Consider the following 15,951-nt stretch of genomic DNA (forward strand, 5'->3'; position numbering starts at 1 on the left):
CTGCACGCCGCCTGAGAGCACGTCACTGGATTGGGCCCGCGCGTGCCCAGTCCGGGGGGCAAGACGCGTCGACCCCAAACGTATCTTGATGCCTGCTCCACCCGGACCGCCCGCCGGAGCAGCCCGGAGGGATCAGATCATGACGGAAGTGCGCGCGCTCGCCCGCCACCGTCGCCCGACCCCGCACGCCCCGCACCGCTCGCTCGCGCTGATGCTGATCCTCGTCCTGGCCTCGGCTGTGCTCGTCGTGCTGCCCGCGCCGCGCGCTGAGGCGGGGACCGTCCTCGTGCAGGAGTCCTTCGGCACCACGAGCGTCCCCGATCCCGCCTGGCAGGCCCTCGATCAGGCCTGTCTCACCAAGGCGGCATCCGCACCCCCCTCGGGCTCGTCCAACCTCGGCGTCTGCGCGAACCGCACGGGCGCCCCGCTGGCGACCTCCTCCCTGGGCTTCCTTCAGCTCACTGACAACCGCACCAATCTGAAGGGCGGTGCGGTCTTCAACCGGCCCATCCCGGCGACCGGCGGGCTCGACGTGCAGTTCGACCAGTACCAGTACGGGACGGTCGGCCTCGGCACCGGTGCGGACGGGATCGGCTTCTTCCTCACCGACGGCTCGAAGACCCTGACCGCGGCAGGCGCCGCCGGCGGCGCTCTCGGCTACGGGCAGAACACGTCCGGTGCCACCGCGGCGAACGGCGTCAACGGCGGCTACCTCGGCATCGGGCTCGATGCGTTCGGCAACTTCTCGAACACGGCGGCCCAGGTCGGCGGACTCGGCACCGGCTGCCCCGCCAGTCCTGCGCCGCCCGGGCAGCAGGCCAATCGCATCGTCGCTCGCGGCCCGGGCCAGGACCGGGCGAACTACTGCTACATCGCCAATGCGGCGGCGCCTCTGCTCGGTCCCGTGCGCACGACGCTCGTCCTCGCCGACGCGCAGAATCCGACGACTGCGTACGGCCGTACGGTCCGCATCACCGTCTCACCGGCCGTGCGGCCCCTGGTCACCGTCTACTGGGGCAACTCGGCCGGCATGGACGCGGCGAGCCTCACCCCGCTCCTGTCGTTCACCATGACGACGGACGCTCCGTCGACCTTCAAGCTGGGCTTCACCGCGTCGACGGGCGGATCGAGCGACACGCACCTCATCCGCAACGTGAAGGTCTCGACGATCAATGATCTCGGCGCTCTCAGCCTGATCAAGCAGATCGACCGCACCACCGCGCAGCCGGCGAGCTACGGCGAGGGCTCGACGATCCCCTACCAGTTCGTCGTCACCAACACGTCGGCGCTCGCGTCGGTCTCGAATGTCGCGGTGACCGATCCCGGCGCGACCGGGATGTCCTGCCCCGCCACCACGCTGGCGCCACTCGCGTCCGTCACCTGCACGGCGACCCATCGGGTGACCGCGGCGGAGGCTCTCGCCACCACCTTCGTGAACACCGCGACCGCCACGGCGCTCAGCGGCACGACCACGCTCACGAGCAACAGCTCGACCGTCACCGCCCCCATCACCACCCCCGCCCCCGCGATCACCCTGGTCAAGTCCGGCGCCCTGACCGACACCAACGGCAACGCGCAGGCCGACGTCGGCGAGCAGATCGTCTACACCTTCCGCGCCACCAACACCGGCAACGTCACGCTGCAGAACGTCGCCGTCACCGACACGAAGGTCGCCTCGATCACCCCGGCGACCGCGACGATCGCCCCCGGCGCGCAGGCCGTCTTCACCTCCGCCGCGTACACGGTGACCCAGGCCGACATCAACAGCGGCACCGCGATCCCCAACACGGCGACGGTCACCGGCCGCACCCTCGCGGCCAGCCCCACGATCGTCACGGCGACCTCGAGCACCACCACGCCCATCCGCTACGCCCCGGCCCTCGCGCTCACCAAGACCGGCGCGCTCAACGGCGCCGCCGCGGTCGGCTCGACGATCACCTACTCCTTCTCCCTCACGAACTCCGGCAACGTGCCGCTGACGTCCGTCGCGATCACCGACCCCAAGGCGACCGTGGTCTACGGAGCCTGGCCCGGCACCGCGGGCCAGCTCGGCATCGGCCAGACGGTCACCGCGACCGCGACCTACACGCTCACCCAGGCCGACGTCGACGCCGGCTCGGTCGTCAACACCGCCACCGCGACGGGCACCCCGCCCACCGGCGCCGCCGTCACCACCACGGCCACCCGGACGATCACGCTCACCCGGGCCGCCGACCTCGCGTTCACCAAGACCGCGAACCCCGCCTTCATCAGCACCGCCGGCACCGTCGTCACGTACACCTTCCGCGCCACCAACACCGGCAACACGACCCTGACGAGCGTCGGGATCACCGACCCCAAGTCCGGCCTCTCCGCCCTCACCTTCACCTGGCCCGGCACCGCCGGCCGGCTCACCCCCGGCCAGGTCGTCAGCGCCACCGCCACCTACACGACCACCGCGGCGGACGTGACGGCCGGCACGATCTCGAACACCGCGACCGCCACCGCGACACCGCCGACCGGCTCCGCGATCACCCGCACCGCCTCCGTCACGATCTCGGTGATCCCCGACCCGCTGCCCGACGCGGCGACGGTCGTGCAGGGCGGCTCGGTCGTCGTCGACGTGCTCGCCAACGACGGCGCCGCGGCGACCGGCGCCACCTTCTCCCGGGCCCAGCTCTCGGCGACCCCCAAGGTCGTCGGAGGTGCCGCCACCCCCGCCCCCGCGACCCCGGTCTTCGGCTCGGTCACCTGCGTCGACAGCGGCGCCACCCGCGGGCAGTGCACCTACCGTCCGATCGCGGCCTTCGTCGGCACCGACGTCTTCGACTACGCGCTCTCGGGCACCTACGGCACCTGGAACGTCCGCGTCACGATCACCGTGACCGCCCTCAACCACGCGCCGATCGCCCGCCCGGACCGCGCCGTCGCGACCGCCGGCGGCCCCGCCGTCACGGTCTCGCCGCTCGCCAACGACACCGACGAGGACGCCGGCACGACGCTGACCCTGAGCGCCGTCGGCAGCGCGAGCAGCGGCACCTTCTCCTGCACGGGCGCGACCTGCAGCTACACGCCGGCGGCGACCTTCACCGGCACCGTGCCGATCTCCTACACCGCGAGCGACGGCGCACTCACCGCGAGCAGCACGATCACGGTCTTCGTCGACCCCGCCCCGCTGGTCCCCCGCGGCTTCACCGACACCGACACGACGAGCGGAGCGATCGGCCTCGGCGCGTGGACCCGCTCCTCCGTCGTCGCCACCCCCGTCGCGAGCTGCACCGCGAACCGCCCGAGCACGCTCGTGAGCTGGTCCGCCGCGCCCGGCGCCACCGGCTGGACCCTCGAGCGCCGCCTGGCCGGAGCGACGCCCGGCGCCTGGACCGTCGTCGCGACGCCCGCGGCGAGCGCCACCTCCTTCACCGATGACCGACTCGGCGAGGGCCGCAGCTACCAGTGGCGGGTCCGACCCGACCTGCAGCGCTGGCTCGGCGTCGCGTCGGCCCCCTCGACCGCCGTCGCGCAGCCGGCCGTCACCACCGCGAGGGGCTGCTGATGCCACGGCCGCCTCGCCCCACGAACCCTCCCACCCGTCCTGCACACGCCCGCGTGAGGGAGACCAGGCCCGCACCGGGCACCCATCTGAAAGGAACCGTCATGACCGCCACAGCCTCCACCGAGAACGACTCCCGCAAGCGCGCCCCCTGGAAGAGGATCGCCCTCACCGGCGGTGTCCTCCTCGCCGCGGGCGCCCTCGCCGGCGCCGGCGCCTTCGCCGTCTTCACCGACTCCGGCACCGCGGTCGGCAACGTCGACGCCGGCCAGACCGACATCAACGTCACCGGAGCGTTCACCGTCACCGACATCGCCCCCGGCGACACGATCCAGCGCCAGCTGACCCTCGTGCTCCCGAACGCGACCAACGACGGCGACCTCGTCTCCACCGTGCGCTTCTACCAGGACGTCACCTCGGAGACCGCCGGCACCGACGACCCGCTGCTCGCCGGCCCCGGCGAGTCGCTCGTCACCGGCACGGACGGCCTCAACTACCGCCTGCTGACCTGCACGGTGGCGTGGACGACCGCCGCGACCGCCCCCGCGGTGAACGGCCCGTACACCTGCGCCGGGACCACGACGACGACCGGCAGCGGCAAGCTGTCGACCATCGGCGGAGTCGCCAACGCCGCGAACTTCACGCCGGCGAACTTCGGCCTCACCCCCACGGCGACCGGCACCTTCCCGTCGGACGCCGGCGACGTCTCGCTGAACACGCTGATCGAGCTCGTGCTGCCCACCGCGGCCGACAACGACTACGAGAACGCCGCCGCGCAGATCACCTTCACCGCCGCCGCCATCCAGCGCGCCGGCATCCAGAAGTAGCCGACCGCTCCCGCCCCGGCGCCGTGCCCGCCCGCACGCGCGGCCGGGGCGGGAGCTCCTCCTCCTCTTCCTCCCCCTCCTTTCTTCCTTTCGGAGCCCCATGCCAGCCCTGCGCGCGATCGGCGCCGCCCTCGCGGCGGTCCTCCTCGCGCCCGCGGTGTCCGCGGCGTCGGTCGCTCCGACCGCCGCGCTGCTCGACGTGCGCGAGCTGACGGCTCCCGCCGCCCTCACCGGCCTCGCCCCCGGCGACACCACCGAGTGGGCCGCCGAGGTCACCAACGTCGGCGCCTCGGCGCACCAGGTCTCGGTCGCCTTCGCGGTCGACGGCGGCGACGCGCTCGCCACGGACCCGCGCGCCGGGCTCCAGCTGGTCGTCGACCTCTGCCCCTCCGCCTTCACGATCGACGACGTCCTGGTCGCCGACGGCCGCTCCGTCGAGCGCTACCGCTGCCCCGAGGGCGTCGAGCCGATGGGCACCGGACCGGCCGCGTCGCTCGGCCGGCTCGACGGGTCCCGGGCGCTCGACCGCGGCGAGACCGTCGGCGTGCGAGTCCGCGTGAGCTTCCCGAGCGGCTCCGGCAACGCGCTCGAGAGCACGTCGGCCGCCCTGCGCGTGCTCGTCCGCGAGACCGGGGCGATCGACGACTCCGGCGCTCCCGGGGACGGCCCTTCCGGGAACGGCGCAGTCGGCGAGGGCGCCTCGGGGAACGGCGCCCTCGGGAACGGCGGACCGGGGAACGGCCTCGCCGTCACCGGCCGCGACGTCGGCGCCGCGCTGCTCGGCGGCCTGCTCGCCCTCGGCGCCGGGCTGCTGCTCGCCGCCACCGGCCGCCGCCGGAAGGAGGCTCGGTCATGAGCAACCCCGTCGCGAGCGGACCGGTCGTCACGGGCCTCCGCCGCCTCCTCGGCCTGGTCGTCGCGCTCGTCGCGATCGCCGGCGTCGCCGTCTTCGTCGCGTCCGCCCTCGGCGTCGTGCGCCTCGTGCCCGTGCTCTCGAACTCGATGGCGCCGGACATGCCCGTCGGCTCGCTCGCCGTCACCCTCCCCGTCGACCAGGCCGCGGTGCGCGCCGGCGACGTGATCGTCTTCACCGACCCCGACGTGCCCGAGCGCCGGGTGATCCACCGCGTCACGCGCGTCTACTCCGAGGCCGAGGCCGCCGAGCTGCGCGGCTGGTCGCCGGGGCTCCTCGCGCTGACCACCAAGGGTGACAACAATCCGCAGGCGGACCCGTGGATCGTCACCATCGCGGATCAGCGGATCTGGCGCGAGGAGTCGGTCGTGCCGCTGCTGGGCTGGCCGAGCATCGCGCTCGCGCAGCCCCAGGCGCGCTTCGCGTTCTTCGCGATCGGCGGGGCGCTCGTCGTCGGCGCGGTGCTCGTCGTCATCTGGCGCCGACCGGCGGAGGCGCGGTCGTGAGCGGCTCGGTCGTGAGCGGCGCGCCTACGGCCCGCGCGCACGGACGTCGGCGCGCGGCACCGGCCCGCCGCCGCTTCCGCGCACCGCTCGCCCTCGCCGCGGCGATCGCGCTGGTGCTCGGCGCCGGTGCCTCGGCCTCCGCGCTCTTCCTCGACCGCGCGACCGCCGGCGCCCAGGTCGGCGCGGGCACCGTCGTCGCGGAGTTCGACGCCACGGGAGTCACCACCGTGCAGGTCCCCGTCGCGGATCTGCTGCCCGGCGGCACCGCCCGGCGCCTCGTCGACCTCACCAACGCCGGCACCGTCTCGATGGGCGCCCTGCAGCTCGAGTCCGCCGCCACGACCGTCGGCGCGAGCGCCTCCGACGGCCTGCAGCTCGCCCTCGAGCGCTGCTCGGTGGCCTGGTCGGCCGACGCCGCGACCTGCCCCGGCACCACGACCACCGTCGCGGCCGACCGCCCCGCCACGGCCCGCATCGACCTGCCCGCCTCCCCCGCCTTCGCCATCGGAGCGACGGATCACCTCCGCCTCACCCTGCGGCTCCCGGAGTCGTCCCCGTCCGCCGCGCAGAGCACCTCCGGCACCCTGACCCTCGCCGTCCTCGGCGTCCAGGCCCCCGGCAAGCACCGCTGACGCCGCCGCCCCGGCCGGCGCCGGGTCTCCTCGGAGGCGCCGCCGCCGCCGCCCATGCTGGTCGAGTAGCCCCGACAGGGGCGTATCGAGACCCACCCTCCCCAGCACGGCGGGCCCGGCGACCCCACTCCAGGCGCCGCCGGATCTCGATACGCCCGCTCCGCGGGCTACTCGATCAGCATGGAGGGACGCGAGCTCCGCACAACATCAGCTGAGAAGGGGTGCCCTCCGCTGACAGAGGAGGCCCACCCGCCTCAGCTGATGTTCTGCGACGCCCACCACCGCCTGCACGCCCCCTGCCGGTCGAATAGCCCCGACAGGGGCGTATCGAGACCCACCGTGTCCCGGTAGGCAAGCCGGCAGACCCCACCTCTCGGCGCCGCCGGATCTCGATGCGCCCTCTCCGCGACCTGCTCGATCAGCAGGGGGGCTGCAGGGTCGCGAGCGCCTCGTCGAAGCTCTCCGCGGAGGCGAGCACGCCCTCCGGGCCGATCGCGATCCAGCGGCCGCGGTCGCGCAGCAGCAGGCCGAGCTCCTCGGCCGGCCGGCGGCGGGTGCGGCGCAGCTCGAGGACGAACACGCCGGGATCGGTCTCCCGGATCTCCGGCATCCGGCGATCGGGCAGTCTCAGCGGTACACGCTCCACTCCTTCTTCATCACGCGGGTCTCCTCGCCGTTCACGGCGACGATCCACGCGCCGTCGGTCTTCGCCAGCACGCGGCCGCGCAGGTACTGCGGCTCCCAGCCGTCGGCACGGTGCACCCACTTCACGAAGCGGGCGAACCGGCCCGGCATCACATCGTCTCTGGACATCTGGTCCTCCCCGTCGTCGGGGCCGCGCCCGCCGCCGTCGCGGGACGACGGAGTCTCCGGATGCGGCCGGATGACAGGACTGTAGGACGCGCTCAGCGGCCAGGAGGAGACCCTTGACGGATCCGCCGGCGTGGGCAACAGCTGTCGGGGAGCGCCCGGATCAGCGCCCGAGCAGCCCCAGGACGCGCCGCTTGAGCGGGTGCAGCCGGTACGCCGTGTACCGCACCGCCGGGTGGGCCAGCGCGCGCAGCCGCCGCGGCAGCGTGCTCCGCGCGGCGACCGCCTCCGCGTAGATCGCCGCCTGGGTGCGCGCCGCCGCCGCGAGGCTGAAGCGCTCGACGACCACCTCGCGCCCGAGCGCGCCGAGCCGCTCCCGCAGCTCCGCATCGGCAGCCAGCGGCGCCAGGATCCCGGCGAGACGCCCCGGCCCGTCGACGCCGTCGCCGAGCGAGTACCAGCCGCCGTCGAGGAAGAACGGCAGCGACTCCGGCGTCAGCAGCCGCCAGAACGCCTTCTCGCCCTGCACGACCAGCGGCTTCGCGAACGCCATCCCCCGCAGTGCGGAGCTGCCCATGCCGAGCACGATGTCGGCGACCGCGTAGGCGTCGCGCGGGTCGAGCATCTGCCCGGTCAGCGTCACCAGCTCGCGCGAGCGCCTCGCGTTCACCCGGTCCGCCGCGGCCTGCAGCTCGCCGCGGACCGGACCGTCGCCGACGACGATCAACCGGAGCCGCGGCCCCTCGGAACCCCGCTCGGCGTCGAGCCGCCCGACCGCCTCGATCGCCGCGAGGATCCCCTCGCGCTTGAGATCGACGACCAGCCGCGCCACCGTGACGACCGCGATCTCGCCGTCCTGCACGTCGAAGCGCTCCCGCAGCTCCGCCGTCCGCGCCGCGTCCGCGACCGGCGCGTTCAGCTCGGTGTCCACCGGCGGCTCGATCAGGTGCAGCACCGGCCTGCGCCGCGACTCCTCCTCGAGCAGCTCGACGACGCCGACGATCATCGGGAACGCGGCCGGCACGAAGTCGGGCACCTCCGGCGAGAGCACCGTGGTCACCACGGGCACGCCGTCGATCAGGTGCGGACCGAAGGCGGCGTCCATCGTCGGCGCCCACTCGTAGGCGTGGATGAGGTCGATCCGCCGCTCGCGGACGATCCGCCGCAGCCGCGCCATGCTCCGGAACGACAGGCGCGGCCCCTTCTCGGGCGCTTCCTCCCACTCCAGCCCGAGCTCGGCGACGAGCGGGCGCAGGTCGCCGTCCGGCCCGTAGACCACCGCCTCGTGGCCGAGCGCGGCCATCCGCCCCGCCAGCTCGATCCCGTTGATCTGGCTGCCGCCGACCTCCATCGTGTGCAGGCAGGTGAGGATGCGCATCAGAGGGCCGGAGCGGGAGACGCGGCCGGAGTGGGCGCCGTGGCCGGAGCGGAGCGGGACGCCGACTGCGCCGCGACCTGCCGCCGCGCCTCGTCGATCGTCGCCAGCACCGAGACGACCTCGTGGTGCGGGTGCACCGGCGACTCCACGAGCCCCGCGGCGACGTAGGAGGCGAACGCCGTCGCCTGGAAGGACAGCGCACCGTACGGCCACGGCCCCTCGTCGGTCCAGACCTCCGAGTCCTGCCCCGAGCTCATGCTGCCGAGCGTCAGCGTCACGCCGCTCGGCCCGAAGAACGGGCTGTGCACCGCGAGCCGCCCCTCCGAGCCCAGGACCATCGCCTCGACCGGCAGCGACGTCTGGAGCGAGGTCGACAGCAGCGCGCGGGCGCCGGAGCCGGTGGTGAGCAGCAGGTCGGCGCTCGCGTCGACGCCGGTGCCCGGGTCGACGGTGCCGGAGGCGACGACGGAGACGGGCGCGCCGAGCACCGAGGACGCGAACGAGATCGGGTACACGCCGGCGTCGAGCAGCGCGCCGCCGCCGAGCTCCTTCGCCCAGAGCCGCCCGGTCGGATCGACGGGGACGGAGAAGCCGAAGTCGGCGGTGACCAGGCGGAGCTCGCCGAGCACCCCGCTCTCGACGACCTGGCGGATCACGTCGGCCTGCGGCAGGTAGCGCGCCCACATCGCCTCCATCACCAGCACGCCGGCGGCCCGGCCCGCGTCGGTGATCTCGCGCGCCTCGTCCGCGGACATCGCGATCGGCTTCTCGATCAGCACGTGCTTGCCGGCCGCGATCGCGGCGAGCGCCTGCGCGCGGTGCAGCGGGTGCGGGGTCGCGATGTAGACGGCGTCGATACCGGAGTCGGCGACCAGCTCCTCGACCGTCGCGTGCACCGTCGCGATGCCGTGCTTGTCCGCGAAGGCCCGGGTCTTCTCGGCGTCGCGCGCGGTGACGGCGACGGCGCGCTGCACCGAGCGGGAGTGGATCGCCGCGACGAAGGCGTCGGCGATGCCCGTGCCGATCACTCCCCAGCGCAGGGCGGGGACGGAGGCGGGGTCGATCGTTCGCGGAGCGGGGAGGGTGACGGGCACCGCTGAATCCTACGGGCGCGGCCCCGCGGGATCGAGGGACGGGGAGGCCCCCGAGGGCTCCGGCCACGGGATCCGCTCGAAGACCGCCCTCAGCTTCGCTCCGCGGCCGGGATGCACCGCGCTCACCCAGGCGATCCGGCCGAGGAGGTGCGCCCGGAGGTCGGGCACCCCCGCCCGGTTCTGCCCGGCCGGCCCGTGCACGGCGCAGTTGTGCAGGATCGCGTGCAGCCGGTCGATGTCGGCGCGCCTGACGGCGGGGTGCGCGTTGACCACGATCCCGGTCACGCTCTGCCGCGTCGAGGCGGGCCGCAGCCGCGTCTTCCGCGGGTTCACGGCGTAGCCCGCGTCCTCCACGATCCGCGCGGCCCCGCGGGCGAAGGCCTCCGCCCGCCGGGCGAAGCGCGTGCCGCCGCTGAAGGCGAGGTCGTCGGCGTAGCGGGTGTAGCGGGCGCCGGCCGCCTCGGCGTAGCCGGTCAGCCGGGCGTCGAGGCGGCGCAGCGCCAGGTTCGCCAGCGCGGGCGAGGTCGGCGCGCCCTGCGGCAGGTGCGCGAGGGCGAGGGAGCGGCGGAGCGCGGCCCGCTCCTCCGGCTCGCCGCCCGCGGGCATCCGGTGGATCGCGGCGACCGGCACCGCGTGGGTGCACAGCCCGGTCAGCGCGAAGGCGACCGCCTCCGGAAGCCCCTCGCCGCGCAGCAGCCGGAAGACCCGCGCCGCGGTGACCTGCGCGAAGAAGCGCTGCAGATCGAGGGTGACCAGCATCGCCGAGCCTGCGTGCACGGCCGCCCCGGTGATCGCGCTGCGGCCCGGGACGAAGCCGTGCGCGGCCGGGTGCACGGGAGCCAGGCCGACGATCTCGTCGAGGACGCTCCGCTGCACCGCGCGCAGCCGCGTGCGCGGCACCTCGAGCAGCCGCGGTGCCCGGCCCGGCCGCGAGCGCCAGACGTGGTCGTAGTTCTGGAGAGCGCCGGGGTTCGAAGCACCGTGCGGCGTCCGGCGGTTCCACTGCCCGAGGTCGGCGAACCCGTCCAGCTGCGCCGGCGCGAGCCCGAGCAGCCGCGCGAGGTCGTCCCGGCCGTCGATCGCGGGCACCGGCGAGGAGGAGGGCACGGCCCGCGCGGGAACGGGCGCGAGATGCGCGACCACCGGCTGCGCGCGCTCCGGGAGCAGCCCCGCGACCACCTGCGCGAGCTCGCGCGGCGCGTCGGGCGGCGGATGCGGGAAGGCGACGAGCACGGCGGTGACCAGCGGGCCGATCCAGCGGCGGCGGGCGCCGAGGGAGTCGGCGGCCGCGGCGCGCAGCCCGGCCGGGGTCCACTCCGCGCCGAGGAACGCGTGCGCGAGCGCCTCGACCACCGCATCCCGTCCGTGCACGACGACCCCCCGCCTCGTGCGCTCCAGCCTAGGCTGGGCGGCACCGCCCCTCCGGGCGAGGCGGACGGGGCACGCGCTGCTCCGTCCTCTCCGGGGTCACCCCGGGGCACGTGGATCGACCAGGCATCACGCCGCAGGCACCCACCCGCGCTTCGCGCGGCACAGCGCCCGCACAGCTCGACAGGTCGCCCGGAGGGACGGCCTCGCCGCCGATCGCGGGGGCGCCGGTAGCGGTCTGATCCCGAAAACGCACTCACCCGATTCGGGGGTCGACCCGCGCGGGAGCGCCGTCCTACCCTTCTGGGAGTTGCACGGCCCGACGTCGCCGTGAACGATCACGGATGGAGCGGGGATGGACACCTGGAGGCACCGTCTCCCGATCGAGGACTGGACCCCGCTGTTCTCCGGACCCGTCGACTCCGTGCCCGCCGAGGCGCTCGACGCCGCGGCGCGCATCCTCCGCCTCCTCCCCGACATCGAGCGGCTCACCATCGGCACCCCCGACGGCCCGATCATCGCCGAGCGCGGCTCGTCGGCCTCGGCCTGGCAGGCGGCCGACCGGGTCGCGATGGCCCTGCTCGCCTCCTCCCCCGCGGTGACGGGCATCACCGCCTCCGCGTTCGACGCCCGCGACGGCGTCCGGCACGCCACCCCCGCCGACCCGTTCCTCACCCGCGAGGGCGGCCGGGCCGCGGCCCTGCGCGCCTCGATCGACCTCGGCGAGATCTCCGCCGAGGAGGCCGAGCGCCGGCACGCCGAGCTCCTCGCCGGCGAGGACGCCGACGACCCTCTCGAGGCACTCTGGGACGCGGACTCCGCCTCGCGCCACTGACGCGCGCCGGCGGGGCCGGTCGCCCCGCCGCTCAGGACCCCCGCCGCTCAGGGCACCCCGCCGCTCAGGACCCCCGGCGGTCGAGCCGGTCCAGCCGCGCGTTGTACGCCGCGAGCTCGGCCTCGCCGTCCCGGTCGGCCCGGCGGTCGTAGCGCTTGGCCGTCCGCTCCTCCGAGCGCACCCACTGCGACACCACGACCAGCGCGATCAGCACCATCGGGATCTCGCCCGCCGACCAGGCGATCCCGCCGCCGACGCCCTGATCCGCGAGCAGCGCGTCCGTGTCGGTGTACCCGAGCGCCGTCCACCAGGGCGCGGCGAGGACGGTGGTCTGCGACATGATCGCCAGGCCGAAGAAGGCGTGGAAGGCCAGCGTCGCGAGCATCACCAGCAGCCGCAGCACGTGCCCCGGGCGATCCGGCCCCGGGTCGACGCCGATCAGGACCCAGAAGAAGAGGTAGCCGGTCGCGAGGAAGTGCAGGGTCATCAGCACGTGGCCCTGGTGGCTGAACATCGCCCACTCGAACCAGCCGGTGTAGTAGAACGCGACGAGGCTGCCCGCGAAGAGCACCGCGGCGACCGGCGCCTTCGACAGCACGGCGAGGTAGCGCGAGTGCACGACCGCGAGGATCCACTCTCGAAGCCCCCGCCCGCCGTCGCGGCGCACCGGCAGCACCCGCAGCGCGAGCAGCACCGGCCCGCCGAGCACCAGCAGCGGCGGCACGACCATCATCAGCAGCATGTGCTGGATCATGTGCGTGCTGAAGTGCACCTGCCCGTACACGCCCGGCCCGCCGCTGGTCGTGTAGGCGAGGGCGGCGCAGCCGGCCACCCAGGCGAGCGTGCGGCCGAGCGGCCAGGCGTCGCCGCGGCGCCGGAGCTTCAGCACCGCGTGCACGTAGAGGGCGGCGCCGACGACGGCGATCCCGAGCCAGACGGCGTCGAGGTGCCACTGGTCGAGCATCCGCTCGGGCGTCACCTCGGGCGGGTAGCGGAAGCCGAGCAGACTGCGCCTGGCGTCACCGCTCACCGGGTCCTGCGAGACCGGCGGCGCGCTGTTCGAGAGCGCCACCGAGACGCCGATGGTCAGCGCCATCACCAGCACCTCGCCGACCGCGACCGCCATGAACGCCCGGCGATCGGCGGGATCCGCGCGCAGCCGCGGGATCAGCCGCAGCCGGTGCCACGCTCCCGCGCCGCCGAGCGCCAGCAGCGCCACGGCCTTCACGATCAGCAGCTGCCCGTAGGGCGTGCCGAGGTCGTCCAGCCCCTCGATCCGCAGCGACGCGTTGACCAGCCCGGAGAAGGCGACGGCGCCGAACGCCCAGCCCGCCAGCACGGAGTAGCGCGCGACGACCGTGCCGATCTCGCGGCCGACGGTGCGCCGCAGCAGGATCACCGCAGCGAGCCCGCCCACCCAGGCCGTCACTCCGATCAGGTGCACCGCGAGGCTGTTCACCGCGTTCGCGTGCTCGTCCGCGCCGGCCGCGTGCCCGGAGAGCGAGAGCGGCAGGAGCGCCAGCACGGCGATCGCGGTCGCCGCCGCCACCCAGCCGAGCCGCCGGGAGAAGAGGGTGAGCAGCAGCACCGCCGTCGCGCACGCGGTCGAGGCGACGAGGGTCTGCCCCAGCTCGAGCTGCGTGGCGTAGAAGACGAGCTGGGTCCGGAAGCCCGGCGCGTCCAGCGGCTGCCCGATCGCGTTCGCCGCGGTGAAGACGAGCACGGCGAGCGCCGACGCGACCCAGACGGCCGCGGACCAGGTCGCCCAGCGGAGCGCCCGGTTCTGCGAGTAGGAGACGACGCCGGGTGCGATGCGCTGCCCGGGCAGGAGGAACGTCGCGGCCGTGAGCAGGCCGATGGTCAGCGACGCGGCGGTGTCGTGCACGACCCGCGCGATCGGCAGCCCGCGAGTGACCAGCTCGCCGGGGTCGATCAGGCGCGTCTCGGTCGAAAACGCGCCGGTCCACGTCAGCCCGGCGAGCGCGACCGCGACCGCCGCGGGGACGGCGAGCAGCAGGGCCGCCTCCGCCGCGCGGAGCGGAGCGACGGCCGGTCGCCCGGGCGGGAGGAGGTCGTCGTCGGGGCCTTGACCGCCGGGACCGCCGGGGCCGCCGGGGCCGTGGTCGTCGTGGCCGAGGGGTGTGGAGGACGGTGCGTGCGCCACAGCAGTGGCTCCCTTCGCGCGGCCGGTCCGGAGGGACGGGGCATCGCGCACAGACCCCGCCCGCGGGCAGGGGTCGATGAGGACGCGCAGCGCGCGTCGAGGATCAGGAGGCGGGGGCGGCGGGCGGCCCGCGGCGGGGCACGGCGTCGGCGAGCACGTCCGCCACGACCGGGAGGATCGCGCGCGGCGCGGACGACGAGCGGCGCCCGGTCGCCGCCGCGAGGACCGGGACGGCCGGCACCCGCACGAGTCGCGCCGCCGCGTGGACCGTCGTCGCGGCGACCGCGATCAGCAGCGCCTCGCCCCGGTGCAGGACCGCGATCGTGACGACCGCCGCGAGCAGGTGCGCGATCCCCATCGAGGAGTCGTGCCCGCCCGCGTGGGCCGTCGCGGCGCCGACGTCGATCGGGCCGCCGTGAGCGTGCGCCGCACCGGCCGGCCCGGCCACGGCGCCGATCTCGAAGAGCGCGTGGAAGAGCAGCTGGCTCACTCCGACCGAGGCGGCCAGGCGCGCGAGCGAGAGCCCGCGGCCGGCGAGCGCGACGCAGACCGGCACCGAGAGCACGAGCGGCACCGCGAGTCCGAGCAGGCCCGGCACCTCGCCGCCACCCGCGACGTGCGAGAACAGAGCCGTGAGGGTCGCGACCGTCGCCGCCACGACACCGCGGAGGGTGCGGAGCGAGCGGGAGGACGGCACCTCCCCAGTCTCGCAAACGGATCGGCGCGGGCACCCTTCGCATCCGAGCCGATATGTGCAAGGGTGTGCATACGACAATACGTCCGCGGTCGTCGCGGCGAGCGGAGCACAGGGAGTCGCATGGGACACGACCACGGGCACGCCGGCTCCGCCGCCGCCCGCCACCGGCGCCCCCTCGTCATCGCCTTCGCGCTCACCGCCGCCTTCGCGGTCGTCGAGTTCGTCGTCGGCCTGACCACCGGCTCGCTCGCGCTGATCTCCGACGCCGCGCACATGGGCACCGACGTGATCGCGCTCGGGATGTCGATCGCCGCGATCTCGCTCGCCGCCCGCCCCGCCGCGAAGGCCCGCACCTACGGCTCCTACCGGCTCGAGGTGCTCGCCGCGCTCGCCAACGGCGTGCTGCTCTTCGGCGTCGCCGGCTTCGTGATCGTGGAGGCGGTCCGCCGCTTCGCCGAGCCGCCCGCGGTGCCCGGCGCACCGCTCCTGATCACCGCGATCATCGGCCTGGCCGTCAACCTGGTCAGCCTGCGCCTGCTCTCGGCCGGCGCGAAGGAGAGCATCACCCTGCGCGGGGCGTCGCTCGAGGTGCTCGGCGACGCCCTCGGCTCGATCGGCGTGATCCTCGCCGCGATCGTGCTGCTGACCACCGGCTGTGCCTGGGCCGACCCGATCGTCGGCGTGCTGATCGGCCTGCTCATCCTGCCGCGCACCTGGTCGCTGACCCGCCAGGCCCTCGGGATCCTGATGGAGTCGGCGCCCGCGCACGTCGACCTCGCCGCCGTCGAGCGCGACGTCCGCGCCGTCCCCGGCGTGCTCGCGCTGCACGACCTGCACGTCTGGACCATCACCTCCGGCATGGAGAGCGCGACCGGCCACATCGTCGTCGCCCCCGACGCCGACTACCGCGAGGCCCTCGCCGGCGTGCTCGCCGTCCTGCGCGAGGACCACGGCATCGACCACGCCACCATCCAGTGCGAGCCCGAGGCGTTCCCGGAGCGCCCGCACGCGATCTGAGCGCCGCCCCTTTGCCCGCCACCACTCCTCAAAAGTTGTCGTACTCGGCGCCCCACTACGACAACTTCTGCGGAGTCGCGAGCACGCCCGCGACCCTTCCGCCTGTTGACGTCAACATGTACAGTCGGAGGCCACGGGCGTGTTCACGTGAACAGCTCCCCTTTCAGAGTTGAAAGAGAGA

The 15,951-nt window shown here is 74.7% G+C and carries 14 protein-coding genes; 7 read left to right on the forward strand and 7 right to left on the reverse strand.

Annotated features, from left to right (window positions below; translation table 11 throughout):
• Positions 1-139 precede the first annotated feature (139 nt).
• The 5 genes from EDF22_RS15570 to EDF22_RS15590 all read left to right on the forward strand — a co-directional run bounded on the left by EDF22_RS15570 (position 140) and on the right by EDF22_RS15590 (position 6,407).
• Positions 140-3,532: an Ig-like domain-containing protein gene (locus tag EDF22_RS15570; RefSeq protein WP_185038983.1), complete on the forward strand. Its 3,393-nt coding sequence runs from the start codon at positions 140-142 to the stop codon at positions 3,530-3,532.
• Between the two features lie 101 nt (positions 3,533-3,633).
• Positions 3,634-4,356 (forward strand): TasA family protein, encoded by a 723-nt coding sequence (locus tag EDF22_RS15575; RefSeq protein ID WP_123705781.1) that lies wholly within the window; start codon positions 3,634-3,636, stop codon positions 4,354-4,356.
• A gap of 100 nt (positions 4,357-4,456) precedes the next feature.
• A complete protein-coding gene (locus EDF22_RS15580; protein ID WP_123705782.1) occupies positions 4,457-5,212 on the forward strand; it encodes a sortase in 756 nt (251 codons plus the stop codon).
• On the forward strand, positions 5,209-5,775 hold the full coding sequence (locus tag EDF22_RS15585) for a signal peptidase I (RefSeq protein WP_123705783.1): 567 nt from the start codon (positions 5,209-5,211) through the stop codon (positions 5,773-5,775). Before EDF22_RS15580 ends, EDF22_RS15585 begins: the two co-directional genes overlap by 4 nt.
• Complete coding sequence (locus tag EDF22_RS15590; RefSeq protein WP_123705784.1) at positions 5,772-6,407, forward strand: peptidase; 636 nt, start codon at positions 5,772-5,774, stop codon at positions 6,405-6,407. The genes EDF22_RS15585 and EDF22_RS15590 overlap by 4 nt, the downstream gene beginning before the upstream one ends.
• A 418-nt stretch (positions 6,408-6,825) precedes the next feature.
• Here the strand turns inward: EDF22_RS15590 and EDF22_RS15595 are convergent, their stop codons facing one another.
• The 5 genes from EDF22_RS15595 to EDF22_RS15610 all read right to left on the reverse strand — a co-directional run bounded on the left by EDF22_RS15595 (position 6,826) and on the right by EDF22_RS15610 (position 11,060).
• Positions 6,826-7,017, reverse strand: a complete 192-nt coding sequence (locus tag EDF22_RS15595; protein ID WP_123705785.1) for a hypothetical protein — start codon at positions 7,015-7,017, stop codon at positions 6,826-6,828.
• A 17-nt stretch (positions 7,018-7,034) separates the two neighbouring features.
• Positions 7,035-7,220, reverse strand: coding sequence for a hypothetical protein (locus EDF22_RS20530; RefSeq protein ID WP_148059211.1), 186 nt, complete (start codon positions 7,218-7,220; stop codon positions 7,035-7,037).
• Positions 7,221-7,380: 160 nt separating this feature from the next.
• Positions 7,381-8,595 (reverse strand): glycosyltransferase family 4 protein, encoded by a 1,215-nt coding sequence (locus EDF22_RS15600; protein WP_123705786.1) that lies wholly within the window; start codon positions 8,593-8,595, stop codon positions 7,381-7,383.
• Entirely contained in the window at positions 8,595-9,689 is a 1,095-nt protein-coding gene (locus tag EDF22_RS15605) for a Gfo/Idh/MocA family protein (protein WP_123705787.1), read from the reverse strand. Before EDF22_RS15605 ends, EDF22_RS15600 begins: the two co-directional genes overlap by 1 nt.
• A 9-nt stretch (positions 9,690-9,698) precedes the next feature.
• Positions 9,699-11,060 (reverse strand): reverse transcriptase family protein, encoded by a 1,362-nt coding sequence (locus EDF22_RS15610; protein WP_148059212.1) that lies wholly within the window; start codon positions 11,058-11,060, stop codon positions 9,699-9,701.
• Between the two features lie 352 nt (positions 11,061-11,412).
• Here EDF22_RS15610 and EDF22_RS15615 point away from each other — a divergent pair, with 352 nt between their 5' ends.
• Positions 11,413-11,892: a hypothetical protein gene (locus EDF22_RS15615; RefSeq protein WP_123444444.1), complete on the forward strand. Its 480-nt coding sequence runs from the start codon at positions 11,413-11,415 to the stop codon at positions 11,890-11,892.
• Between the two features lie 64 nt (positions 11,893-11,956).
• Here the strand turns inward: EDF22_RS15615 and EDF22_RS15620 are convergent, their stop codons facing one another.
• Both EDF22_RS15620 and EDF22_RS15625 read right to left on the reverse strand, forming a co-directional pair.
• Positions 11,957-14,056: a cytochrome c oxidase assembly protein gene (locus EDF22_RS15620; protein WP_123705789.1), complete on the reverse strand. Its 2,100-nt coding sequence runs from the start codon at positions 14,054-14,056 to the stop codon at positions 11,957-11,959.
• A gap of 103 nt (positions 14,057-14,159) precedes the next feature.
• Positions 14,160-14,753: a hypothetical protein gene (locus EDF22_RS15625; protein ID WP_123705790.1), complete on the reverse strand. Its 594-nt coding sequence runs from the start codon at positions 14,751-14,753 to the stop codon at positions 14,160-14,162.
• A 120-nt stretch (positions 14,754-14,873) separates the two neighbouring features.
• Between EDF22_RS15625 and EDF22_RS15630 the strand changes: the two genes are divergently transcribed.
• Positions 14,874-15,770 (forward strand): cation diffusion facilitator family transporter, encoded by an 897-nt coding sequence (locus EDF22_RS15630; protein ID WP_123705791.1) that lies wholly within the window; start codon positions 14,874-14,876, stop codon positions 15,768-15,770.
• The last annotated feature ends 181 nt before the right edge of the window (positions 15,771-15,951 follow it).

Source organism: Rathayibacter sp. PhB127, from assembly GCF_003751665.1.
GTDB classification, from domain to species: Bacteria; Actinomycetota; Actinomycetes; order Actinomycetales; family Microbacteriaceae; genus Rathayibacter; species Rathayibacter festucae.

Excerpts from the sequence above, each read along its gene's own strand:
- EDF22_RS15570 (WP_185038983.1), top strand. The coding sequence starts at position 140 with ATGACGGAAGTGCGCGCGCTCGCCCGCCACCGTCGCCCGACCCCGCAC.
- EDF22_RS20530 (WP_148059211.1), bottom strand. The coding sequence starts at position 7,220 with ATGTCCAGAGACGATGTGATGCCGGGCCGGTTCGCCCGCTTCGTGAAG.
- EDF22_RS15580 (WP_123705782.1), top strand. The coding sequence starts at position 4,457 with ATGCCAGCCCTGCGCGCGATCGGCGCCGCCCTCGCGGCGGTCCTCCTC.
- EDF22_RS15595 (WP_123705785.1), bottom strand. The coding sequence starts at position 7,017 with ATGCCGGAGATCCGGGAGACCGATCCCGGCGTGTTCGTCCTCGAGCTG.
- EDF22_RS15575 (WP_123705781.1), top strand. The coding sequence starts at position 3,634 with ATGACCGCCACAGCCTCCACCGAGAACGACTCCCGCAAGCGCGCCCCC.
- EDF22_RS15615 (WP_123444444.1), top strand. The coding sequence starts at position 11,413 with ATGGACACCTGGAGGCACCGTCTCCCGATCGAGGACTGGACCCCGCTG.
- EDF22_RS15600 (WP_123705786.1), bottom strand. The coding sequence starts at position 8,595 with ATGCGCATCCTCACCTGCCTGCACACGATGGAGGTCGGCGGCAGCCAG.
- EDF22_RS15630 (WP_123705791.1), top strand. The coding sequence starts at position 14,874 with ATGGGACACGACCACGGGCACGCCGGCTCCGCCGCCGCCCGCCACCGG.
- EDF22_RS15585 (WP_123705783.1), top strand. The coding sequence starts at position 5,209 with ATGAGCAACCCCGTCGCGAGCGGACCGGTCGTCACGGGCCTCCGCCGC.